The following is a 20,525-nucleotide window of genomic DNA, read 5'->3' as shown; positions in this document are numbered from 1 at the left end:
TGGACTCCGGAAAACTTACACCGCTAGTTTTAGCACGTGGACTTTTCACTCAGCGACGAAGAGCGGGCGGTCCGCGACACCGCCCGACAGTTCATCACCCGCGAGGTCATGCCTCTTGAGCAGGAGGCTCTGCGGCGCGAACGCTTGCATCAGCCGGGCCTGGACCACAGTGAGCTGCGGGAGCTGCAGCTGAAGGCCAAGAAGTTCGGCTTCTGGGGCCTGTCGACCCCGGAGGAGTACGGCGGGATGAACCTGCCAGCCGTGCTGCAGTCCCTGATCTGGACCGAGATCGGGCACACCTTCGTCCAGTTCCGGTTCGGTGGCGAGGCGGACAACATCCTCTTCTACGCCAACGACGAGCAGAAGAAGGAGTACCTGATCCCCACCATCGAGGGGGAGCGGATCTCCTGCTTCGCGATCACCGAGCCCGGCGCCGGCTCGGACGCCGCGAACATCAAGCTCAGCGCCCGCCGCGACGGCGACGACTGGATCCTCAACGGCGAGAAGACCTTCATCACCAACGGCAACGACGCCGACTTCGTCATCGTCGTCGCCGTGACGGACCGGGAGAAGGGCGTCCGCGGCGGCGGCACCACCGCCTTCCTCGTCGACCGCTCGATGGGCTGGCGCTCGGAGTTCATCCAGACCATGGGCGAGGGCGGCCCGGCGGCGCTGATCTTCGAGGACGTCCGGGTGCCGCACCGCAACATCCTCGGCGAGGTCGGGCAGGGCTTCGAGCTGGGCATGATGTGGATCGGCAAGGGCCGCTACCTCATCCCGTCGAACGCCCTCGGCATCGCGGAGCGGGCGCTCGGCATGGCGCTCGAGTACGCCAACACCCGCGAGACCTTCGGCCGCAAGATCGGTGACAACCAGGCGATCCAATGGATGCTCGCCGATTCCGAGGTCGAGCTCGAGGCGGCCCGTTGGCTCATCCTCAAGGCCGCCTGGACCGTGGACCAGGGCTGGGACCCGCGGCACCCCTCCTCGATGGCCAAGCTGTACGGCGCCGCCATGGTCAACAACGTGGTCGACCGGGTGATGCAGATCCACGGCGGCATGGGCTACACCCGAGAGCTCCCGATCGAACGCTGGTACCGCCAGGTGCGCCTGATGCGCATCTACGAAGGCACCGACGAGATGCAACGCCTCATCATCGCCCGCGACCTGCTTCGCGGGTACACCAAGATCGGAGGGCACCTGGCATGACCATGTTGTCGTTGGCCACCATCCTTGCCGAAGCAGCACGCCGCTATCCCGACAAGATCGCGGTGGTCGACGGCGCGACCAGGACGACCTACCGAGATCTCTGGCAGCAGTCCCTTTCCTATGCGGCGGGCCTCCGGGAGCTCGGCGTCGCCCCGGACGACGCCGTAGCCGTGCTGGTCCCCAACGTCACCGACTTCCCCCGGGTCTACTACGGCGCCCTGGCGGCCGGCGCGCGCGTCGTCCCCGTGCACCTGCTGCTCACCGCCGACGAAATGGCGTACGCCCTGCGCGACAGCGGCGCCGGCGTGCTCGTGGCGCACTCCAGCCAGCTGAAGACCGCGGCGGCCGCCGCGCAGAAGGCCGGCGTCAAGCTGATCAGCGTCGGCCCGCTGCCGGACGGGTTGCCGGACGCACCGCAGCGGCTGGAGGACGCCGCCGGCTCGGTGGCACCGCTGCCGTCGTACGTGTCCCGCGAGGCCGAGGACGTCGCGGTGGTCTTCTACACGAGCGGGACCACCGGCGAGCCGAAGGGCGCCCTCCTCACCCACCTCAACCTGGTCATGAACGCGACCGTCAACGTGATCGACGCCCACGACTGCCGGCCGGACGACGTGGTGATGGGCTGCCTGCCGCTGTTCCACACGTTCGGCCAGACCGTCGGCATGAACGGCACCTTCCGCCTCGGCGGGACGCTCGTGATGATGGCCCGCTTCGGCGGGGAGGCGGCGATCGACCTGATGGTCCGCGAGGGCGTGACGGTCTTCCTCGGCGTACCGACGATGTACATCGGCCTGCTGGAGGCCGCCGCCAAGGCCGACAAGCTGCCTCAGCTCCGGCTTTGCTTCTCCGGCGGTGCGTCGCTGCCCGTGGCGGTGCTGGACAAGTTCAAAGAGACCTTCCACGCCACCGTCTACGAGGGGTACGGCCTGTCCGAAACCTCCCCGACCGCCACCACGAACCAGCCGGCGTTCGGCACCCGGCCCGGCACGATCGGCCACCCGGTCTGGGGCGTGGAGGTGGAGATCGCCCGCGCCGAGGTCGACGAGCGGATCGAGCTGCTGCCCACCGGCGAGCTGGGCGAGATCGTGATCCGCGGGCACAACGTCTTCGCCGGCTACCTGAACCGGCCGGAGGACACCGCGCAGGCGCTGGTGGACGGCTGGTTCCGCAGCGGCGACCTGGGCACCAAGGACGCCGAGGGCTTCATCACCATCGTCGACCGCAAGAAGGACCTGGTCATCCGCGGCGGCTTCAACGTCTATCCGCGCGAGGTCGAGGAGGTGCTGGCCCGCCATCCCGGCGTGGTACAGGTGGCGGTGATCGGCGTGCCCGACGAGGTGCACGGCGAGGAGATCTGCGCGGTGGTGGTCCCGGATCAGGGCGGTGTCGCCGCCGACGACCTCATCGAGTGGTCGAAGGAGCGCCTCGGCAAGCACAAGTACCCGCGCCAGGTCCGGATCGTGGAGGAACTGCCGATGGGACCCAGCTTCAAGGTGCTGAAGCGGGAGCTACGCCGGACGATCGGCGGTCAGTAGCGCCGGCAGTTCGGCCACGATCGGCTCGTCGGCGGGCAGCCACGGCACGCTGCCGAGTTCGTCGACGGCGAGCCAGCGCATCGCCGTGTGTTCCAGCGCGCGCGGCACGTCGCCGTCCTGCAGCGTCACCTCGAAGACGCGCAGGACGGCGCGGCCGTGCGCCAGCGGCACGTCCGGCCCGACCCGGGCCCCCACCTCGACCCGGACGCCGAGCTCCTCCGCGCACTCGCGGGTCAGCGCCTCGGCGTCCGTCTCCCCCGGCTCGACCTTGCCGCCGGGGAATTCCCAGCGCCCGGCGACCTCCGGCGGCGCGGACCGCTCGCACGCCAGCACCCGGCCGGCCATGACGATCACGGCGGCAACGATCACTCTCGGTGACGATGCGCTGCTGACGTGCTGTCCAAGGGCCATGAGCCAACAGCGTGCCACAAAACTTATCCGTTCAGGTTGAACGATGCGTCCCGATCGTCACGAGAACACGGATATGTGGGCGTGGACATCATTGACGGCGGAGGCAAGACTGTGGGCACCGACCATGACGACATGGCGACAGTTTGGCCACAAGCCGGCAACGACGCCAGGGAGGTGCGGCCATGCGGGGCAGGAAACTACGGGGTACCCGCCCCGATTACCTCAGCGACGCGCTCGCGGTGCTGGGCGGCTGGACGCGAGACGGCGTCCAGCTCAAACGCGTGCTCGCCTGCGACGAGAGCCAGCACGCCGCACTGACCGAGCGCATCAAGGTGGCTGCCGACACCCTGCGTCTGCGTCCGCGGATCCAGCGTACGAACGGTCACACGCAGATCCTTCTCGGCGCGTCGGACGGCGGCGCCATCACCGATGGTGAGGTAACCCTGGCGGCGCGGATCGAGGATGCGTACCGCACAGTGGTGGGCCCTCAGTAATCTTGGCGCCATGACGGCTCCGGTGTACGACAACAAGGGTCAGTACCAGCAGGTCGCGTCCGGCCTCCTCGAGGGCGAGCAGGTCATCGCGGTCTACGACGCGGTCGGCGTGGGCACCGGGTTCATCGGCCTGACGGACCGCCGGGTGATCATCCAGGACAAGTCGTTCGTCGGCAAGCGCTTCGCGATCACCAGCATCCCGTATTCGAAGATCAGCAGCGTGAGCGTGGTCAGCAACAAGAGCTGGGCGGGGCAGTACTTCTCCACCGGCACCATCGCCATCACGGTCGGCCAGCACGTGTACGAGGTCGAGTTCCGCGGCTCCGAGAAGACCCACCACGTGCACAACGTGATCTTGCACTACGCGTCCTGACGCCCGAACGTTCGAGGTGCGCCGCCCCGCCGGGGTGGCGCACCTTTTTGTCTTCATAGACAAAAGTCCATGCCACAGATCGAAAAGTATGGACACCTGATCCAGAAGTGCTTAATGTTTCCTCACCGTTACACCGTTATTACGCCGCCGCCTGGCGCTCCCCCCACGTCCTGGCCCTCCCCACGTCAGGAAAGGACGAACCCCCATGTCCTCCAGATATCGATGCATGCCCAGATATCGATCGGGTGCCGCGGTGGCGGTGCTGACTGCGGGCCTGCTCGTCGCCGTCGCCGCCCCCGCACAGGCCCACGACGTCAACCCCGACGACTACCAGCAGGTGACCCTCGCCAAGGGTGTCGAGGAGGTCGGCGAGCCGATGGCACTGGCCGTACTCCCCGACCGGTCCGTGCTGCACACCGCCCGCAACGGAACCCTGCGGCGCACCGACGCCAACGGCACCACCACCGTCATCGGCACGCTCGCCGTCTACGGCCACGATGAGGAGGGCCTGCAGGGCGTCGGCGTCGACCCGGGATTCGCCACCAACCGCCAGATCTACTTGTACTACGCGCCGCCGCTGTCCACCCCCTCCGGCGACGCCCCGGCCTCCGGCTCGACGTGGGGCAACTGGCAGGGCGTCAACCGGCTCTCCCGCTACACGCTCAACGCCGACTTCACGCTCAACACCGGCAGCAAGGTCGACGTGCTCGACGTGCCGGCCGACCGCGGGCTCTGCTGCCACGTGGGCGGCGACATCGACTTCGACGCGGCGGGCAACCTCTACCTGTCCACCGGCGACGACTCCAACCCGTTCGACTCCGCCGGCTACTCGCCGCTCGACGAGCGCACCGACCGCAACCCCGGCTACGACGCCCAGCGCAGCGCCGGCAACACCAACGACCTGCGGGGCAAGGTGCTGCGGATCAAGGTGAACGCCAACGGGACGTACTCGATCCCGGGCGGGAACCTGTTCGCCCCCGGCACCGCGAAGACCCGGCCCGAGATCTACGCCATGGGCTTCCGCAACCCGTTCCGGATGAGCGTCGACAAGGCGACCGGCGTCGTCTACCTCGGCGACTACGGCCCCGACGCGGGTGCGACCGACCCCAACCGCGGGCCGGGCGGGCAGGTCGAGTTCAACCGGATCACCAGCCCCGGCAACTACGGATGGCCGTACTGCACCGGCTCGAACACGAGCACGGAGACGTACAACGAGTGGAACTTCGCCACCAACAGCACCGGACCCAAGTACGACTGCGCCGGCGGTCCGACGAACAACTCGTTCCGCAACACCGGGCAGAGCAAGCTGCCCCCGGCCCGCCCGGCCTGGATCAAGTACGGCGGCGACACCGGCACCCCGCCCGAGTTCGGCACCGGCTCCGAGTCCCCGATGGGCGGCCCGGTCTACCGCTTCGACCCGAATCTGACCTCGCCCACGAAGTTCCCCGCCGACCTCGACGGCCACTTCTTCGCCGGCGAGCTCGGCCGCGGCTGGATCAAGTCCATCCACGTCGGCGCCGACGGCTCGGTCGGCGAGATCTCCTCGTTCCCGTGGGCCGGCAAGCAGGTCATGGACATGGCGTTCGGGCCGGAAGGCTCGCTCTACGTCCTCGACTACGGCACCGGCTACTTCAACGGCGACGCCAACTCGGCGCTGTACCGCTTCGACTACCTGGCCGGCTCCAACCGGGCGCCGACCGCCGTGGCGAGCGCCGACCGTACGTCCGGGCAGGCGCCGCTGCCGGTCACCTTCTCCTCGGCGGGCTCGTCCGATCCCGAGCACGGCGCGCTGACGTACTCGTGGAACTTCGGCGACGGCAGCACCTCGACGGCGGCCAACCCGACGAAGACCTACACCACCAACGGCAAGTACACCGCGACGCTGACCGTCCGGGACACCGAGGGCCTGACCGGCACGGCGAGCGTCGCCATCACGGTCGGCAACACCGCCCCGACGGTCCGGATCAACAACCCGCTCAACGGCTCGCTCTTCTCGTACGGCGACACCGTCCCGTTCTCCATCACGGTCACCGACCCGGAGGACACGTCCATCGACTGCGCCACGGTGAAGATGACGTACGTCCTCGGCCACGACAGCCACGGCCACCAGATCACCTCGCAGAACGGGTGCACCGGCGCCATCACCATCCCCGTCGACGGTGAGCACGACTCGGCGGCGAACATCTTCGCGATCTTCGACGCCGAGTACACCGATGCCGGCGGCCTGACCACGCACACCCAGCACACCTTGCAGCCGCGGCACCGCCAGGCCGAGCACTACAAGGCCTCCTCCGGCGTCGACCCGATCACCAAGACGCAGGCCGAGGGCGGCAAGACCGTCGGCAACATTGACAACTTCGACTGGGTATCGTTCGAGCCGTACCGGCTGGACAAGGCGACGTCGTTCACCGCCCGGGTCTCCTCCGGCGGCGCGGGCGGCACGCTGCAGGTGCGTACCGGTTCACCGACCGGCGCGGTGCTCGGCTCGGTCACCGTGCCGGTGACCGGCGGGTGGGAGACGTTCACGAACGTGACCGGGACGATCAGCGGCGCACCGGCCGCGGCCGGCACGCTCTACCTGACCTTCTCCGGCGGCGCCGGCGCGCTGTTCGACGTGGACGCGTTCACGTTCAACGTCGCCGGCCCGATCCGCGGCCTGGCCGGCAAGTGCCTGGACGTGGCCGGCGGCGCCACCGCCGACGGCACCAAGATCCAGCTCTACACCTGCAACACCACCGCCGCGCAGGCCTGGACGGTCACGCCGAACAGCACGATCAAGGCGCTCGGCAAGTGCCTGGACGTGGCCGGCGGCGCCACCGCCAACGGCACCAAGGCGCAGCTCTACACGTGCAACAACACCGCGGCCCAGACCTGGTCGGCCCAGGCCGACGGCACGATCCGCAACCCGCAGTCGGGGCGCTGCCTCGACGTGTCCGGCAACAGTCCCGCCGACGGCCAGCAGATCCACATCTGGGACTGCATCGCCGGCGCGGCCAACCAGAAATGGGTGCTGCCATGATCGGTAAACTGCTCGCGGCTCTGCTGTTGATCCCCGCCCCGGCGGCGGTCGCCGACGACCCGTACGACGTGCTGGTCTTCTCCCGGACGGCCGGCTTCCGGCACGACTCGATCCCGGCCGGCACCCAGGCCATCCGCGACCTGGGCGCGCAGAACGGCTTCTCGGTCACCGCGACGGAGGACCCGGCCGTCTTCACCACCGCCGGGCTGGCCGGCTACGAGGCGGTGGTCTTCCTCAACACCACCGGGGACGTGCTCGACGCCGCCCAGCAGACCGCCTTCGAGAGCTACATCCGCGGCGGCGGCGGATACGTGGGCGTGCACGCCGCCGCCGACACCGAGTACGACTGGCCGTTCTACGGCGAGCTGGTCGGCGCCTGGTTCGCCTCGCACCCGGCCATCCAGCCGGCCACCGTGGTCGTCGAGGACCGCGCGCATGCGGCGACCGCCCACCTGCCGCAGCGCTGGAACCGTACGGACGAGTGGTACAACTACCGCACCAACGCCCGCTCGACCGCGCACGTGCTGGCGAGCCTGGACGAGAGCACGTACTCCGGCGGTGGCATGGGCGCGGACCACCCGCACGCCTGGTGCAAGACGCTCTCCGCCGGCCGCTCGTTCTACACCGGCGGCGGGCACACCCAGGAGTCGTACGCCGATCCCGCCTTCCGCGCGCACCTGCTCGGCGGCATCCGGTACGCGGCGGGGCAGACCAACGCCGACTGCCGTCCCGAGGTCGGCTACACCGCGCTCTACAACGGCTCGACCACTGGCTGGTCCCAGGCCGGTCCGGGCGGCTTCACCAACGCGGACGCGACCCTGACCTCGACCGGCGGCATGGGCCTGTACTGGTACAGCGCCAAGCAGTTCACGAACTACTCGCTCAAGCTCGACTGGAAGCTGGCCGGCGACGACAACTCCGGCGTCTTCATCGGCTTCCCGCCCTCGACCGACCCGTGGTCGGCGGTGAACAACGGCTACGAGGTCCAGATCGACGCCACGGACGCCGCGGACCGGACCACCGGCGCGGTCTACACCTTCAAGTCCGCCGACCTCGCCGCCCGCGACGCCGCGCTGAACCCGCCCGGCGAGTGGAACACCTACGAGCTGCTCGTCGAGGGCGAGCACCTGCAGGTCTTCCTGAACGGCACGAAGATCAACGACTTCACCAACACCGACCCGGCCCGCTCGCTGGCCGGCCACATCGGCCTGCAGAACCACGGCGACGGCGACGACGCGGCCTTCCGCAACGTCCGCATCAAGGAACTCGGCGGGAACCCGCCGGCGGACCGCACCGGCCGGATCTCGGGCCTGGCCGGCAAGTGTCTCGACGTGGCGGGCGCCGGCACCGCCGACGGCACCAAGATCCAGCTCTACACCTGCAACAACACCGCCGCGCAGACCTGGACCGTCACCGCCGGCGGCACCCTCAAGGCGCTCGGCAAGTGCCTGGACGTCGCCGGCGGCGGCCGGACCAACGGCACCAAGGTGCAGCTCTACACCTGCAACAGCACCGCGGCCCAGACGTGGTCCGCCCAGGCCGACGGCACGATCCGCAACCCGCAGGCCGGACGCTGCCTCGACGTGTCCGGCAACAACCCCGCCGACGGCCAGCAGATCCACATCTGGGACTGCATCGCCGGTGCCGCCAACCAGAAGTGGACGCTCCCCTAGTACTTCAGCACGCGGGTGGGCAGCGGTGTCTCGATGACCGAACCGTCCGCTGCCCGCCTGAGCTCGTACCCTTGCGGGCCTTCCTTGTCGGCCACCACCTCGGCGAGCCGGGTGCCGCGGTAGACCAGCCCGGCGCCGTCGTCGGTGGCGTACCCGTCGGGCAGGGTGCCGTCGCCGATCAGCTCGTGCATCTTCGGCCGGCGCTGCTCCTCGGCGTCGTAGTGCACCCCGTTGCTGTACGGCAGCCAGCCCAGTCCGTCGGTGAACCCGCGCAGCTCCAGCCCGTAGCTGTCGGTGCTGCCGCCGGCGTGCCAGCAGATCGACCCGGCCGAGACGCCGCCGAGCACGACGCCGGACTGCCACGCGTCGTGCAGGATCTCGTCGAGGCCGTGGACCCGCCAGACCGCGCAGAGGTTCGCGACGCTGCCGCCGTTCACCCAGATGACGTCCTGATCCAGCAGGTGCGCGCGGATGTCGTCGTGGTTGGGCATCGGGAACAGCTGCAGGTGCGAGGTGCGGTACGTGGTCCGTGCGAAGGCGGCGTACGTCGCGCCGATCCAGTTCTCCGGGTCGCCGATGGCCTGGTGCAGGAAGCAGACCTTCGCCGTCGGGCCCGCCTTCGCCAGTTCGGCGGCGAAGTGGTGGATCGCGCCGGGGCGCAGGTCGAAGATGCCGTATTTGCCGCGCTCGAAGCCGGCGCTGGTGGCGAGGATGGTGGGTTCGTCGGCCGTCATCGCGCCATCATGGCGCACGCGTCGGCGGTCTCCAGAACGAGGTCCACGGCCGCGTCCAGGGTCTCGGCGAGATGCAGCGGATCGCCGTCCACCCCGGCGAAAAGCGCGTCGACGCGGTGCCGGAACCGCTCCGGCGCACCCGGCAGCGCGGCCGCCGCGGCCACCGCACCCTTCTCGTTGATCAGCCACCGTCCGGCGGCGGCGTGCAGGGCGTGGGCGCAGATCCCGGTGATCCGGAAGAGGCAGCCGGCGATGTAGCTCGCGTCGCCCCGGGACACGGCCTTGCGGGCCACGCCGATCAGGAAGTCGGCCTCCCACAGGCCGGAGATCACCGCGTCCCGCAGCGCCGGCGGGTAGGCCCGGGTGCGGCCCTGCAGCGCGGCCAGCTCACCGGAGGGATCGGCCAGGATCAGACCCAGGGCCAGTTCTCCCGCGTACGTGAAATCCGGGACGCCCAAAGGGTGACCGGCCTGCGCATGGAACGAGTAGCGACCCTGCCGGGCATCCTCCACGGCCCGGGCGACGCGGTCGAGATCACGGTAGATCCAGTCCACGGGCGCGCCGGCGACGGTGAGCCACCCGCCACCGTCCACCCACGGCCCCCACTCCCCGGGCGCGGTGACACTGCCGGCTGGACCGCCCACCTCACGCGCGAGGGCGTTGAGGGCGCCGACGTCCAGCGGCGGGCGGTAGTACAGACCCAGATCCGTGTCGGAGTCGGGCGTGTGGGTGCCGCGGGCCCGGCTGCCACCCAGCACCACCCCGACGATCCCCGGCACCCGCACCAGGCGCGCCGCCAGTTCCTGCAGTCGCGCATCGCTCACCGCCACGCCGCCATCCTCCCCGGTTCACTCCTTCGGCGCGGGCTCCACCTTCGGCGCGGGCTCTGCCTGCGCCGGTACGTCCGGCTCGGCCCCGTCCTCGCAAGGCAAGGTCAGGTCCAGGGCGTTCAGGTCCGCGGAGCTGAGCAGGCCCAGGTGCTGGTCGAGGAGATTCTCCTCCTCCGGCTTGGTCTCGTCGCTGCACACCGCGCTGCGTCCCACCGGCGTGCACTCCCGGTCGCCGTGACCGCAGCCCGGACCGCCGTGGTGGTCGTGGCCGCCGTCGCCGTCGCCGCGGCGATTGCCGAAGGCGATCACCCGGTGGGTGGGCTCACGGGTGACGGTCGAGTCGATCAACCGCCGCGCGGTCTCCTTGGTCCCGGTGTAGGTCACCTCGTAGTGCAGAACCCGCTCGCCGGGCACGCCGCGGGTCTGCACCCGCTTGCTGCCGGGCGGCAGCGACGGGTCACGCACCAGCATGGTGCGGAACGGGATGGTCTGCGTCTCGGAGACCTGCACGATGCGGACGGCGGGACCCGCGGCGGAAGGATCGGCAGCGGCGGCCGCCCTGGGCTTCGTGGCCGGCGGCGCGGGCGCGACCGGAGCCTCGGTCCGGCGCGGGCCGCGCGTCGCCGTACGGTCCGCCTCCCCCGAGCCGGAGCGGTCGTCGTCGACCGGGACCATGTCGACGTCCGCGGCGTTCCCGACGCTCCCCTCACCGGGTACGGCCGACGGCAGGGCCGGCACCTCGAGCGGCGCGGCGACCACAGCTTCCTGCTTGACGGCGGTGACCGGACGGGCCTGGTCGGCGCCGGTCATCGCGGCCACCCCGCCTGCCGTCCCGGCGACCAGGGCGAGCACCCCAAGCCCGGCCGTACTCATCCGGACGGCGAACGGCAGCCGGGCCCAGAATGACTTTCGCGGCATTTCAAGCAAATGCTGCCAGGAATCACTAGATGTCTGGTTTAGCACCCCAGCATTGTGCGGCCGTCCGCGCGCAGCGCCAGCGTCGCAGCCGCACCCGAAAGGATGACCGCGCGACGACCGACGGGTTTGCGACACCGCCCGACCCACTGTGCGGGGATGCTCGTTGCCGCCGGGCAACCTTCGGAGAATGCCGGAGCAGGCCCACGACACCTGGAGGTACGGCAGCTCGACAGCTGCTCGTGGACGTACAAGAAGGGCCGCACCTGGGTGGCCTGCTGAGCCGGCGGGCCACCCAGCGTTTCTCAGGCGACGGCGACGGCGACGGCGGCGAGCGTCACCGCGGCGCGGACGTCCGCCATCATCAGCTCACCGACGACCAGCCGCAGGGACTCGATCGCCCGGGCACCGCCGACCGAGCCGTACCCGACGAAGCCGACGGCCTTGTTGTTCCACTCGGCGAAGAGGAAGTCGATCGCGTTCTTCAGCGCGCCCGAGGTCGCGTGGTTGTACTCGGGCGTGACCATCACGAAGCCGTCGTGTGCGGTCGTACGATCAAAGTCATGCCCCCCGCGCCTACGCCCCAGCCCCTCAGCCAGGAGGAAGAGGCGGTCATGCGGGCGCTCGGCCGGTTCATGCGGATGCTGCCCCGGATGCTCGACGCGGACCTCGAACGCGACCAGCGGATGTCGCTGAGCGAGTACTCGGTCCTGCGCCACCTCTCCGAGACGCCCTGCCGGAACATGCGAATGAGCGAGCTCGCCGCCGCCGCGGACATGTCCCTGAGCGGCATGACCCGCCTCGTCGCCCGGCTCGAGTCGCTGGGCTACCTCGAACGGATCCGCTGCGAGAACGACGGGCGCGGCGCCAACGCCGTCCTCACCGATGCCGGGCTCGCGCGCCTGCAGGACGCCTGGCCCAGTCATCTCGCCAGCGTGCGCCGGCACATCTTCGACCACCTCGGCGAGCTCGACCTGGACCGGCTCGCCGCCGCGCTCACCGCGATGACCTACGACACGGCGTCCCCGTGCGACAGTGCGGGCTGTGCCGAGTGACAGCCTGCCCACCTTCCCGCCCCGCAGCACCGTCGTCCGCCGCTTCCTGCACGCCGACGGCCGGTTAGCCGCCGCCCAGGCCGCCTTCGTCGTCGCCGACGACGAGCGCGGGTTGTTCCTGTGGAGCGACATCGGCTCGGCCACCATGCGACGGACGGATCTCACGGGTACGCCCACCCGCCACCTCCCCGTCGCCCAGGAGCTGGCGATCCCGACGATGCTGTCCCCTTCCGTACGCGAGACCTTCAAATCCCTGCTCCTCCTGCCCCCGTCCGCCGGCTCCGCGATCTCGTGGAGCTGGCTGGCGGACGGCACCTTCGCGGGCTGGTACGTCAACCTCGAGACGCCCGCCCGGCGCTGGAGCGGCGGCACCGACTCCCACGACCGGACGCTCGACCTGCTGGTGACCGCCGACCGACAGTGGTTCTGGAAGGACGAGGAGGAGTTCGCCGCCGCCCATCCCGGGCCGGAGGGCGACAAGATCCGAGCCGAGGGCGAGCGGATCATCAAGCTCGTGGCCACCGCGGAGTTCCCGTTCGACGGCTGCTGGCGGGACTTCAGCTGCGACTGGGGGCCGGCGCCGCTGCCGGCCTGCTGGGACGTACCCGCTTGACGTATTCCGTTATGGGTATATGATTGCCGGCATGGCACGAGCGGCAACGACGACGGACGCCTTCAACGCGGTGGCCGAGCCCCGGCGGCGGCAGATCCTCGACCTTCTCGCGCAGGGCGAACGCCCGGTCGGGGACCTCGTCGAGCTGCTCGGCCTGGCCCAGCCCCAGGTCTCCAAGCACCTGCGCGTCCTGCGCGAGGTGGACCTGGTGCACGTCCGCGACGACGGGCGGCGGCGGCTCTACCGGCTCAACGCCGAACCGCTGAAGCCCATCCACGACTGGCTGCGCAAGTACGAGCAGTCCTGGAACGCACGGCTCGACCTCATGGACGACGTACTCGAAGAGCTCAAGGAAGCGGAGGCACGCGATGACGGCCACGACTAGGGGCACGGCGAAGGTCACCCTCCCCACGGACACCCAGATCCTCGTCACGCGCGAGTTCAACGCGCCGGCCCGGCTGGTGTGGAAGGCGTTCACCACCCCGGAACTGATCAAGCGCTGGTGGAGCGGTGAGCGGGGCACCGTCACCAGCGCCGAGGTCGACCTGCGCGTCGGCGGCCGGTGGCGTTACGTGATGGAGGCGGGCGGCGGGTTCGAGGTCGCCTTCCACGGCGAGTATCGCGAGATCCAGGAGCCCGAGCGGCTGGTGAACACGGAGGCGTACGAGGGCATCCCGGACCCGGACGGGAACGCGGCCCTGGTGACGACCACCTTCACCGAGAAGGACGGCCGCACCCGCATGGAGATGCTCAGCGAGCACGGCGACCGGGCCGGCCGGGACGCCGTCATCGCCTCGGGCATGGAGGGCGGCATGCAGGAGTCCATGGATGCGCTCGAGCAGGTCGCGGTCTCACTCGCCTGAGGCGTACGGCAGGACCGGCGGCCCGGACCACGTCGAGAAGATGAGGTACGTGTGGACCCGCCCGACCTCCCGCCGCGCGGTGAACTCGTCGAGCACCAGCCGCTGCAGGTCGGCGCTGCTGCCGCAGGCCACGTGCACCACGAAGTCGTCGGCCCCGGTCACGTGGTGCAGGGCCCGCGTCTCCGGCAGGGACAGCACGTGGGCAACGAAGGGATCGACCACACCCCGGGCATGCGGCTGCACCTGCACCATGAGCAGCGCCTCCACGTCCCGGCCGACCGCCGCCGGATCGACCTGCGCCGCGTAGCCGGTGATCACGCCGGCCCGGCGCAGCCGCGCCACCCGGTCCAGGCAGGTCGACGGCGCGACACCCACCGCCGCGGCGAGATCCTTGTTCGGCATCCGGCCGTCGTTCTGCAACAGGCGCAGAATCGCCACATCAACCGGATCGAACTGTAGATCTGCGCCCATGACCCGAACATTATTCGGTGATCTGCCCACGAGGCCGCCACCCCGCCGAAACTCCTCCCATGGAGCTTGCCACCCGGGCGGTGCACGCGGGGCGCGACGACCTGGTCGCGCTGGGGCTGCACGCCGTACCCCTGGACCTGTCCACCACCTACCCCGCGCGCGACACCCAAGCCGAGGCGGCCCGGCTGGAGACGCTCGCCACCGGCGAGCGCATTCCCGGCCCTCCGGTCTACGGCCGGGTGGGCAACCCCACCGTGGACCGCTTCGAGCAGGCCCTGGCCCAGCTCGAGGGCTGCGACGACGGCGTGGCGTTCGCCAGCGGCATGGCGGCGCTGACCGCCTGCCTGCTCGCGGTCGCCGCGGCCGGCAAGCCGCACGTCGTCGGCGTCCGCCCGCTGTACGGCACCACGGACCACCTGCTCGCCTCCGGCCTGCTCGGCACCTCCGTGACCTGGGCGACCCCGGAAACGGTACGGGCGGCCCTGCGCCCCGACACCGGCCTGGTCATCGTCGAGTCCCCCGCCAACCCGACGCTCGCCACGGTGGACCTGCGCGCCCTCGCCGACGCCTGCGGTGACGTACCGCTGCTGGTGGACAACACGTTCGCCACCCCGGTGCTGCAGCGGCCGGCCGAGTCGGGTGCGCGCATCGTGCTGCACAGCGCCACGAAGTTCCTCGGCGGCCACGGCGACGTGCTGGGCGGGGTGGTAGCGACCACCGAGGACTTCGCGCGGCGGCTGCGCCAGATCCGCTTCGCGACCGGCGCCATGCTCCATCCGCTGGCCGGTTACCTGCTGCTGCGGGGGTTGTCGACTCTTCCCGTACGGATGAAGGCGTCCTCGCAAACGGCCGCGACCCTGGCCACGCGGCTCTCCACCCACCCCGCCGTCGCGAAGGTCCACTACCCCGGCATGGGCGCCCTGGTGGCCTTCGAGGTCACCGGCGACCCGCGGGAGGTGGTGGGTGCGGTCCGGCTGATCACCCCGGCGGTGAGCCTCGGCAGCGTCGACAGCCTGATCCAGCACCCGGCCTCGCTCACCCATGGCGTGATCGACGCGGAGTCGCGGGCCGACGGCGGCATCAGCGACCGGCTGCTGCGCCTGTCGGTCGGCCTCGAGGATGTGGACGACCTGTGGACGGACCTCTCGAAGGCGCTTGCGATCATCGAGGGGTGACCGCCGACCGCGCCGCCCGGATCGCCTCCGAGATCTTCGCCCCGGCGGTCCTGGTGGCCGGCCTCATGCTGCTGGTCGGCTGGCACGCCGGCGCCGCACCGGGCGTCTCCCGCTGGTGGGGCCTGCCCGGCGCACTGTTCGCGGCGGGCATCCCGCTGGCGTACGTCCTCCGCGGCGTCCGCACCGGCCGGCTGACCGATCACCACATCCCGGAACGCGAGCACCGCCGCGTACCGCTGTTGTTCGGCATCGCCTCGGTGACCGTCGGCCTGGTGGCGCTGATCGTCCTCGGCGCCCCTCGCGAGGTGCTGGCACTGCTCGCGGCGGGCGGCACCGGGCTGCTGGTGTTCACGGCGGTGACGCACTGGTGGAAGATGTCGATCCACGCCGGCGTGGCGGCCGGCACCGCCGCGACCCTCACCGCGCTCTACGGCCCGGCCGCCCTCCTCAGCCTGCCGCTGGTACTGCTGGCGTGCTGGGCCCGGATCCGGCTGTCGGCACACACCCCGGCCCAGGTCGTCGCCGGGGCGATCGTCGGCGCGCTGATCGCGGCCACGGTGTTCCCCGCCCTGAGTGGATCGTGATCCTTACCGTCGGGACATGGACACCTACGTACGAGCCGTCGGGGCGGCGGCCCTGCAGGGACTGCTGACCGGTGTGTGGGTCGCGGCCGGGGAACTGCCGCCCGCCAAGCGCAGGCTGAGCCGGGCCGGGGCGGTGGTCGCGCTCTCCGGCATGGCCTCGGTCCGCGACTGGGCCTTCCCCGACGAACCCAGCGCCATCCCCGCCAAGACCCGCGCCGTAACCGGCGAAACCCGCGCCGTTCCCGACGAGGCCGAGATGCTTTCCGACGAGGTGCCGCCGCGGCCGATCAGTAAGGCTCGCCTCGCCGCTACCGGGGCGGCGGTCGCCGTCTCCGTCGCCACGATGGTCGGCGGGCGCAGGCTGGAGAAGCGCTGGTTGGGCGCACTGGAACGCGACGGGCACGCGCACCCGCACCGGGCCCTCGGCGTACGCATGGGCCTGATCTCCTTCGCGGCCACCCTGTCGCAGCGCCTCATCCGCGTTCACGAGGCCCGTTGACCTCGACCCCGGTTGAGGTTCTACGTTGCTGCGGTGACCGGAATCCTGCAGCGCCCGTACGCCCTGACCACCGTCGGCGCCTGGAGTCTGGTCTTCCTCGCCGCGTTCGAGGCCATCGCCGTCACCACGATCATGCCGGAGGTCACCGCCGACCTGCACGGGCGCGGCCTCTACGCGCTCGCGTTCTCGTCCGTGATGGCAGCCGCCGTCGTGGGCATGGTGGCCTTCGGCTCGTGGGCGGACCGGCGCGGACCCGCCGTACCGTTGATCGTCGCGATCCTGCTCTTCGCGGCCGGCCTGACGGTCGCGGGCACGGCCACGACGATGCCGGTGTTCGCCGCGGGGCGTTTCCTGCAGGGGCTGGGCGCGGGCGGCGAGACCGTCGCCCTGTACGTCCTGGTCGCCCTCGCCTACCCCGCCGACCTGCACATCAAGATCTTCGGTGCCTTCGCGTCCGCGTGGGTGCTGCCGTCGATGGTCGGCCCGTTCGTGGCGGGACTGGTGGCCGACGCCCTGAGCTGGCACTGGGTCTTCCTGGGCGTGGTGCTGCTCGTCGCGGTGGCCACCTCCCTGATGCTGCCGGCGCTGCGCGGCCGCGACCGTCCCCCGCCGGACCGCATCCGGGCCTCAGCGGACGACGCCCGCCGCATCGCCCGGGCGGCCGTCGTCGCGCTCGCGGCGGTGGCACTGAGCTCGCTCGGCGACCTCGGCGGCGGACTCGCCTGGCTCCTCGCGGCGGTGGCACTCGCCGTGATCGCGGTCGCCCTGCGCAGGCTCGTACCGGTGGGCACGTACCGGATCCGTCCGGGCCTGCCCGCCGCGGTCGCCCTCTGCGCGACCGCCGGCGGCGTCTTCTTCGGTACGGAGGTCTACCTGCCACTCCTCCTGCACGACCGGTACGGCCTGCCGACCTGGCTCTCCGGCATCACGCTGACCGCGGGCGCGCTGGCGTGGGCGCTGGGCTCGGCGGTGCAGGCCCGGCTGGGCGAGCGGGCGGATCCGGGCGTGTGGCTGCGAACCGGCGCGGCGTTACTCACCGGCGGCGCCGCGATGGAACTCGTCACGGCCTGGCTGCATCTGCACCCGGCGATGGCGGCGCTGGGCTGGTTCGCCGCGGGCGCGGGCATGGGGACGCTGTACCCCCGGATCAGCACCCTGGTGCTGGCCGCTTCGGCGCCGGGTGAACAGGGGTTCAACACGGCGGCGAAGAGCATCACGGACGCGGTCGGTGGCAGCGGCTCGCTGGCGGTGGCCGGGCTGCTGTTCGGGGTGGCGCCGTTCCTCGGCCCGTTCACGTTCACCACCGTCCTGGGTGTCCTGACGATGCTGGTCGCGGCACGGGTCGCGATGCCACAGACCGTTCCCGCCTGATCAGAGGAAAGCTTCCGGGTCGAACGTGTCGACCGGCATGATCCGCACCCGGGGCAAGACGCTGGTGAAGCAGTGCGCGTCGGCCTCGAGGTCGAACAGCGTCAGGCCGTCGTCCACCAAGTTGGCGAAGCCCGCGTTGAAGAACTCGGGGAAGCCGACGACACCCACCCGCCGGTCGTCGGCGTCCAGCAGCCGGCCCAGGTGCGGCAGGAAATCCCCGTCGTGGCTGCCCAGCAGCACGTCTCCCCGCCGGCGACCGATGGCGTCGAGCGTGCGCTGGATGCCGATGTCGACGACCTTCTGCCCGGGCGAGCCCGACAGCGGGATGGGCCGGTAGTCCATGGACTGCAGGGCCCGGATGAACGGCGTCGGCAACTGCCCCGACGACGCGTTGAGGAAGAACAACGCCTTGACCGGCTGCGCCCACTCCTCGGCGGCGAAGGATCGCAGGCGCTCCCACCGCGGCCGCTCGTCGGAGTTGGGCCGGCGCTCCAGGATCTGCTGCCCCAGGGTCGAATCGATGTTCTCGCCATCGATGAGCAGATATGTGACGCCGCTCGGGTCGCCCATGGTCGCACCTCAGCCTCTCCAGGTCGTTAGCGAGCAGGCTATCCAGGGCCCTCCGGTCGCCCGGAGAGGCCCCTGGACCGGGCGTCGATCAGGAATTGTCGGCTCCCCCCCTGGAGCCTCCGCGCCGACTGGACCCGGCCGACGTCGAACCGTGGCATACCTCGTCTCCGCCACGACTCACCAAAGGTGATACAGCCGGAGATCAAAACGCACTGATAGGCAGATATAGGTAGATCTACCTATAGAAGGCCATGTATGCACTTGCCATGCTGACCTCTCGGACACGTGGAGCGACGCGGGGTCTCCGCGGGCGGGGTGACGAGAACGCCGCACGCGGGCCGGCGATCTTGATGCGGTGCCATCACTCGAAAGCCGGAAAGGACTCAAGGCGTACACACCTCGGGACTTCCGGCGTGCTGCACAGGAGGGCCCGATCGCAGCGGGGAAGCGGGGACAGCTCATGGCCGGCGACTCAAGCGACGTGCCATTCGAGGTATTCGCCCAGGTAATCCGGCGTTGGTTGCGTCGAGAGGCCTACGACATCTGCGGCGACTGGCACGAGGCGGACGACCTTGTGCAGGTGACGTTGTGGAAGTTGCACCAGCGGTGGGACCGGCTGCAACGCCGCGCGGCACTGGGCGCGTACGCCCGGCAGGTAGTGCTGCGTAGTTACCTGACCGAGCAGCGCCGAGCACACCGACGACTGGAGGTGGTGAGGGATGCGATGGGCGACGCCACGCCGGCGCCGGATCACCTCGCCGCGGTGGACGACCGCGCGCAGCTGCTGCCCGCCTTGCAGCGCCTCGGTCCGCGGCAACGCGCCGTCGTGGTCCTGCGATTTTTCAACGACCTCAGCGTCGAGCAAACGGCCCGGATCCTGGGGTGCACACCCGGGACGGTGACGAGCCAGACAGTAAGGGCTATCGCAGCGCTTCGGCGCGATTTAGGCAGCCGCCCCCTCCGCATGCAGCACGCACAGCCGGCACCGACGTGTACGCATCGACACATCCCAATGGTTGACGAAGGAGCCAGTTCATGAAGTTGCTTCGCACGCTCGCGGCCGTGTCCGCCGCGCTACTGGCCGGGTCGATGCTGCTGTCCGGGCCGACGCTGGCCCAACCCGGCGGTGGAAAGGACACGTGGCAGCCAGCTCTGCTGTCTATCGAACCGCTCTACGGCGGATCGGCACAAAAGATGCACTACACCGAGGGCATCACCGTCGTGGCGCCCACCGGGGCTACGGTGGTCTTCACCGGTTCCGGCGCGGTCGCGACCCTGCCCGACGGCCGGCGCGTGTACGACCGCTCTGTACAGATCCTCGACCCGCACGCCTTGAGCCGCGCCTCGTCGGCCAAGCAGGCTGCCACCTACCAAGCCGCCGGGCGCAGCGTCTACAAGGACGCGATCGCCGCCGGTTTCAGCCCGGAACAGGCCAGGCGCCAAGCGCAGCCCCAGGGCACATTGGACGAGCCGCCGATCGCCAGCTCCGGATGCGCCTACAGCGAGGATGTCCAACCAGATCCCAAATTCGAGTGGTCCGGCTGCTACAAGCTGTACGCCGAAACCGCCTCTGATCCTCGCGCCTGGTACGCCGCGGGCTCCGGCACCGGGCACGGCTGGGGCACTGGAGTGCTCGGCGGTGGCAAGGAACTGCAGAAGGGGTACACGCAGATCTCCTGGTCCGGTGCCAGCGCTGAGATCATCGAAGCGTCGCCCGCGGCCAACTTGCCCGGCAACGACTGCCACAACGTCGGCATCAACCTCGCCTACATCATCGAGGTCTCCTATCAGGCGCCGCTGTGCGACGACGGCTGGTCGGTGACGTGGGACAGGACGCTGCACAAGGTGGAATGGCACGGCAGCAGCACCCGCGGCTCGTCGGACCAACGCTCGGCTTCGGGCGCCAGCACTGTGAAACTGCCCTTCAGCACCCCGAGCGTGACATTGAACTACCGGATCGGCTGGACCTACGCCTGCTACTGCTGAGCTGCCGACATGGTCTCGCGACGGTCGAGGCCGTCGCGGGGCCACGGGAAGCGGGGGATACTTTCGACATGCGCCGCCGTTTCGCTTCAGCCTGCCTGGCAGCCATCGCCGGACTCCTCGCCGCACAAGGCTGCATCAGCGTACG

The 20,525-nt window shown here is 70.4% G+C and carries 22 protein-coding genes and 1 pseudogene; 16 read left to right on the top strand and 7 right to left on the bottom strand.

Features of this window, described 5'->3' with window-relative positions; all coding sequences use genetic code 11:
- Nucleotides 1-36: 36 nt before the first annotated feature.
- Both AB0368_RS28215 and AB0368_RS28210 read left to right on the top strand, forming a co-directional pair.
- Nucleotides 37-1,209, top strand: a complete 1,173-nt coding sequence (locus tag AB0368_RS28215) for an acyl-CoA dehydrogenase family protein (protein ID WP_366157008.1) — start codon at nucleotides 37-39, stop codon at nucleotides 1,207-1,209.
- Nucleotides 1,206-2,744 (top strand): long-chain fatty acid--CoA ligase, encoded by a 1,539-nt coding sequence (locus tag AB0368_RS28210; RefSeq protein ID WP_366157007.1) that lies wholly within the window; start codon nucleotides 1,206-1,208, stop codon nucleotides 2,742-2,744. Before AB0368_RS28215 ends, AB0368_RS28210 begins: the two co-directional genes overlap by 4 nt.
- On the opposite strand, the gene AB0368_RS28205 is transcribed toward AB0368_RS28210, so the two are convergent.
- A complete protein-coding gene (locus AB0368_RS28205) occupies nucleotides 2,718-3,155 on the bottom strand; it encodes a (deoxy)nucleoside triphosphate pyrophosphohydrolase (RefSeq protein ID WP_366157006.1) in 438 nt (145 codons plus the stop codon). The two genes, AB0368_RS28210 and AB0368_RS28205, sit on opposite strands and share 27 nt — an antisense overlap.
- Before the next feature lie 182 nt (nucleotides 3,156-3,337).
- Between AB0368_RS28205 and AB0368_RS28200 the strand changes: the two genes are divergently transcribed.
- The 4 genes from AB0368_RS28200 (at nucleotide 3,338) to AB0368_RS28185 (ending at nucleotide 8,714) form a co-directional block, all read left to right on the top strand.
- Nucleotides 3,338-3,649, top strand: a complete 312-nt coding sequence (locus AB0368_RS28200) for a pterin dehydratase (protein ID WP_366157005.1) — start codon at nucleotides 3,338-3,340, stop codon at nucleotides 3,647-3,649.
- 10 nt (nucleotides 3,650-3,659) lie between these two features.
- Nucleotides 3,660-4,022, top strand: a complete 363-nt coding sequence (locus AB0368_RS28195) for a PH domain-containing protein (protein ID WP_366157004.1) — start codon at nucleotides 3,660-3,662, stop codon at nucleotides 4,020-4,022.
- Nucleotides 4,023-4,248: 226 nt separating this feature from the next.
- Nucleotides 4,249-7,041 (top strand): PQQ-dependent sugar dehydrogenase, encoded by a 2,793-nt coding sequence (locus tag AB0368_RS28190; RefSeq protein ID WP_366157003.1) that lies wholly within the window; start codon nucleotides 4,249-4,251, stop codon nucleotides 7,039-7,041.
- Nucleotides 7,038-8,714 (top strand): ThuA domain-containing protein, encoded by a 1,677-nt coding sequence (locus AB0368_RS28185; RefSeq protein ID WP_366157002.1) that lies wholly within the window; start codon nucleotides 7,038-7,040, stop codon nucleotides 8,712-8,714. The genes AB0368_RS28190 and AB0368_RS28185 overlap by 4 nt, the downstream gene beginning before the upstream one ends.
- On the opposite strand, the gene AB0368_RS28180 is transcribed toward AB0368_RS28185, so the two are convergent.
- The 4 genes and pseudogenes from AB0368_RS28180 to AB0368_RS28165 form a co-directional block, all read right to left on the bottom strand.
- Complete coding sequence (locus AB0368_RS28180) at nucleotides 8,711-9,448, bottom strand: peptidase E (RefSeq protein ID WP_366157001.1); 738 nt, start codon at nucleotides 9,446-9,448, stop codon at nucleotides 8,711-8,713. The genes AB0368_RS28185 and AB0368_RS28180 overlap by 4 nt on opposite strands.
- Nucleotides 9,445-10,278 carry a nucleotidyltransferase domain-containing protein gene (locus AB0368_RS28175; protein WP_366157000.1) on the bottom strand — a complete coding sequence of 278 codons (834 nt, stop codon included), beginning with the start codon at nucleotides 10,276-10,278 and terminating at the stop codon, nucleotides 9,445-9,447. The genes AB0368_RS28180 and AB0368_RS28175 overlap by 4 nt, the downstream gene beginning before the upstream one ends.
- A gap of 18 nt (nucleotides 10,279-10,296) precedes the next feature.
- Nucleotides 10,297-11,196: a G5 domain-containing protein gene (locus AB0368_RS28170; protein ID WP_366156999.1), complete on the bottom strand. Its 900-nt coding sequence runs from the start codon at nucleotides 11,194-11,196 to the stop codon at nucleotides 10,297-10,299.
- Nucleotides 11,197-11,525: 329 nt separating this feature from the next.
- Nucleotides 11,526-11,738: pseudogene (locus AB0368_RS28165) on the bottom strand (NAD(P)H-dependent oxidoreductase); the annotation flags it as partial.
- An 18-nt stretch (nucleotides 11,739-11,756) separates the two neighbouring features.
- Here AB0368_RS28165 and AB0368_RS28160 point away from each other — a divergent pair.
- Genes AB0368_RS28160 through AB0368_RS28145 form a run of 4 tightly spaced genes read left to right on the top strand, consistent with a single transcriptional unit; the run spans nucleotide 11,757 to nucleotide 13,724 of the window.
- The gene (locus AB0368_RS28160; RefSeq protein ID WP_366156998.1) at nucleotides 11,757-12,248 is read left to right on the top strand and encodes a MarR family winged helix-turn-helix transcriptional regulator; all 492 of its coding nucleotides are present in this window, start codon (nucleotides 11,757-11,759) and stop codon (nucleotides 12,246-12,248) included.
- On the top strand, nucleotides 12,238-12,861 hold the full coding sequence (locus AB0368_RS28155) for a DUF402 domain-containing protein (protein WP_366156997.1): 624 nt from the start codon (nucleotides 12,238-12,240) through the stop codon (nucleotides 12,859-12,861). The genes AB0368_RS28160 and AB0368_RS28155 overlap by 11 nt, the downstream gene beginning before the upstream one ends.
- A gap of 31 nt (nucleotides 12,862-12,892) precedes the next feature.
- Nucleotides 12,893-13,246: a metalloregulator ArsR/SmtB family transcription factor gene (locus AB0368_RS28150; RefSeq protein ID WP_366156996.1), complete on the top strand. Its 354-nt coding sequence runs from the start codon at nucleotides 12,893-12,895 to the stop codon at nucleotides 13,244-13,246.
- Nucleotides 13,230-13,724, top strand: a complete 495-nt coding sequence (locus AB0368_RS28145; RefSeq protein WP_366156995.1) for an SRPBCC family protein — start codon at nucleotides 13,230-13,232, stop codon at nucleotides 13,722-13,724. The genes AB0368_RS28150 and AB0368_RS28145 overlap by 17 nt, the downstream gene beginning before the upstream one ends.
- Here AB0368_RS28145 and AB0368_RS28140 read toward each other — a convergent pair.
- The gene (locus AB0368_RS28140; RefSeq protein ID WP_366156994.1) at nucleotides 13,713-14,195 is read right to left on the bottom strand and encodes an Lrp/AsnC family transcriptional regulator; all 483 of its coding nucleotides are present in this window, start codon (nucleotides 14,193-14,195) and stop codon (nucleotides 13,713-13,715) included. The two genes, AB0368_RS28145 and AB0368_RS28140, sit on opposite strands and share 12 nt — an antisense overlap.
- A gap of 59 nt (nucleotides 14,196-14,254) precedes the next feature.
- On the opposite strand from AB0368_RS28140, the gene AB0368_RS28135 reads away from it, so the two are divergent.
- The 4 genes from AB0368_RS28135 (at nucleotide 14,255) to AB0368_RS28120 (ending at nucleotide 17,824) form a co-directional block, all read left to right on the top strand.
- Complete coding sequence (locus tag AB0368_RS28135; protein WP_366156993.1) at nucleotides 14,255-15,370, top strand: aminotransferase class I/II-fold pyridoxal phosphate-dependent enzyme; 1,116 nt, start codon at nucleotides 14,255-14,257, stop codon at nucleotides 15,368-15,370.
- A 65-nt stretch (nucleotides 15,371-15,435) separates the two neighbouring features.
- Nucleotides 15,436-15,954, top strand: coding sequence for a phosphoesterase PA-phosphatase (locus AB0368_RS28130; RefSeq protein WP_366157151.1), 519 nt, complete (start codon nucleotides 15,436-15,438; stop codon nucleotides 15,952-15,954).
- Nucleotides 15,955-15,970: 16 nt separating this feature from the next.
- Nucleotides 15,971-16,453 (top strand): hypothetical protein, encoded by a 483-nt coding sequence (locus AB0368_RS28125; protein WP_366156992.1) that lies wholly within the window; start codon nucleotides 15,971-15,973, stop codon nucleotides 16,451-16,453.
- Nucleotides 16,454-16,486: 33 nt separating this feature from the next.
- Entirely contained in the window at nucleotides 16,487-17,824 is a 1,338-nt protein-coding gene (locus tag AB0368_RS28120; protein ID WP_366156991.1) for an MFS transporter, read from the top strand.
- Here the strand turns inward: AB0368_RS28120 and AB0368_RS28115 are convergent, their stop codons facing one another.
- Nucleotides 17,825-18,394 carry an NYN domain-containing protein gene (locus AB0368_RS28115; protein WP_366156990.1) on the bottom strand — a complete coding sequence of 190 codons (570 nt, stop codon included), beginning with the start codon at nucleotides 18,392-18,394 and terminating at the stop codon, nucleotides 17,825-17,827.
- 460 nt (nucleotides 18,395-18,854) lie between these two features.
- Between AB0368_RS28115 and AB0368_RS28110 the strand changes: the two genes are divergently transcribed.
- Together AB0368_RS28110 and AB0368_RS28105 are read left to right on the top strand one after the other, a co-directional pair.
- Entirely contained in the window at nucleotides 18,855-19,433 is a 579-nt protein-coding gene (locus AB0368_RS28110) for a SigE family RNA polymerase sigma factor (protein WP_366156989.1), read from the top strand.
- Entirely contained in the window at nucleotides 19,430-20,380 is a 951-nt protein-coding gene (locus tag AB0368_RS28105) for a hypothetical protein (protein ID WP_366156988.1), read from the top strand. Before AB0368_RS28110 ends, AB0368_RS28105 begins: the two co-directional genes overlap by 4 nt.
- Nucleotides 20,381-20,525: the final 145 nt, after the last annotated feature.

Origin of the sequence: Actinoplanes sp. NPDC051475 (genome assembly GCF_040689425.1) — a bacterium.
In the GTDB taxonomy this organism is placed as follows: domain Bacteria; phylum Actinomycetota; class Actinomycetes; order Mycobacteriales; family Micromonosporaceae; genus Actinoplanes.
Note: the sequence above shows the minus strand (reverse complement) of the source record. Positions and strands in the feature narration are given on the sequence as shown.

Coding starts and splice junctions, on each gene's coding strand:
- AB0368_RS28210 (WP_366157007.1), top strand. CDS start 1,206: ATGACCATGTTGTCGTTGGCCACCATCCTTGCCGAAGCAGCACGCCGC.
- AB0368_RS28205 (WP_366157006.1), bottom strand. CDS start 3,155: ATGGCCCTTGGACAGCACGTCAGCAGCGCATCGTCACCGAGAGTGATC.
- AB0368_RS28200 (WP_366157005.1), top strand. CDS start 3,338: ATGCGGGGCAGGAAACTACGGGGTACCCGCCCCGATTACCTCAGCGAC.
- AB0368_RS28195 (WP_366157004.1), top strand. CDS start 3,660: ATGACGGCTCCGGTGTACGACAACAAGGGTCAGTACCAGCAGGTCGCG.
- AB0368_RS28190 (WP_366157003.1), top strand. CDS start 4,249: ATGCCCAGATATCGATCGGGTGCCGCGGTGGCGGTGCTGACTGCGGGC.
- AB0368_RS28185 (WP_366157002.1), top strand. CDS start 7,038: ATGATCGGTAAACTGCTCGCGGCTCTGCTGTTGATCCCCGCCCCGGCG.
- AB0368_RS28180 (WP_366157001.1), bottom strand. CDS start 9,448: ATGACGGCCGACGAACCCACCATCCTCGCCACCAGCGCCGGCTTCGAG.
- AB0368_RS28170 (WP_366156999.1), bottom strand. CDS start 11,196: ATGCCGCGAAAGTCATTCTGGGCCCGGCTGCCGTTCGCCGTCCGGATG.
- AB0368_RS28160 (WP_366156998.1), top strand. CDS start 11,757: ATGCCCCCCGCGCCTACGCCCCAGCCCCTCAGCCAGGAGGAAGAGGCG.
- AB0368_RS28150 (WP_366156996.1), top strand. CDS start 12,893: ATGGCACGAGCGGCAACGACGACGGACGCCTTCAACGCGGTGGCCGAG.
- AB0368_RS28145 (WP_366156995.1), top strand. CDS start 13,230: ATGACGGCCACGACTAGGGGCACGGCGAAGGTCACCCTCCCCACGGAC.
- AB0368_RS28140 (WP_366156994.1), bottom strand. CDS start 14,195: ATGGGCGCAGATCTACAGTTCGATCCGGTTGATGTGGCGATTCTGCGC.
- AB0368_RS28135 (WP_366156993.1), top strand. CDS start 14,255: ATGGAGCTTGCCACCCGGGCGGTGCACGCGGGGCGCGACGACCTGGTC.
- AB0368_RS28130 (WP_366157151.1), top strand. CDS start 15,436: ATGCTGCTGGTCGGCTGGCACGCCGGCGCCGCACCGGGCGTCTCCCGC.
- AB0368_RS28125 (WP_366156992.1), top strand. CDS start 15,971: ATGGACACCTACGTACGAGCCGTCGGGGCGGCGGCCCTGCAGGGACTG.
- AB0368_RS28115 (WP_366156990.1), bottom strand. CDS start 18,394: ATGGGCGACCCGAGCGGCGTCACATATCTGCTCATCGATGGCGAGAAC.
- AB0368_RS28110 (WP_366156989.1), top strand. CDS start 18,855: ATGGCCGGCGACTCAAGCGACGTGCCATTCGAGGTATTCGCCCAGGTA.
- AB0368_RS28105 (WP_366156988.1), top strand. CDS start 19,430: ATGAAGTTGCTTCGCACGCTCGCGGCCGTGTCCGCCGCGCTACTGGCC.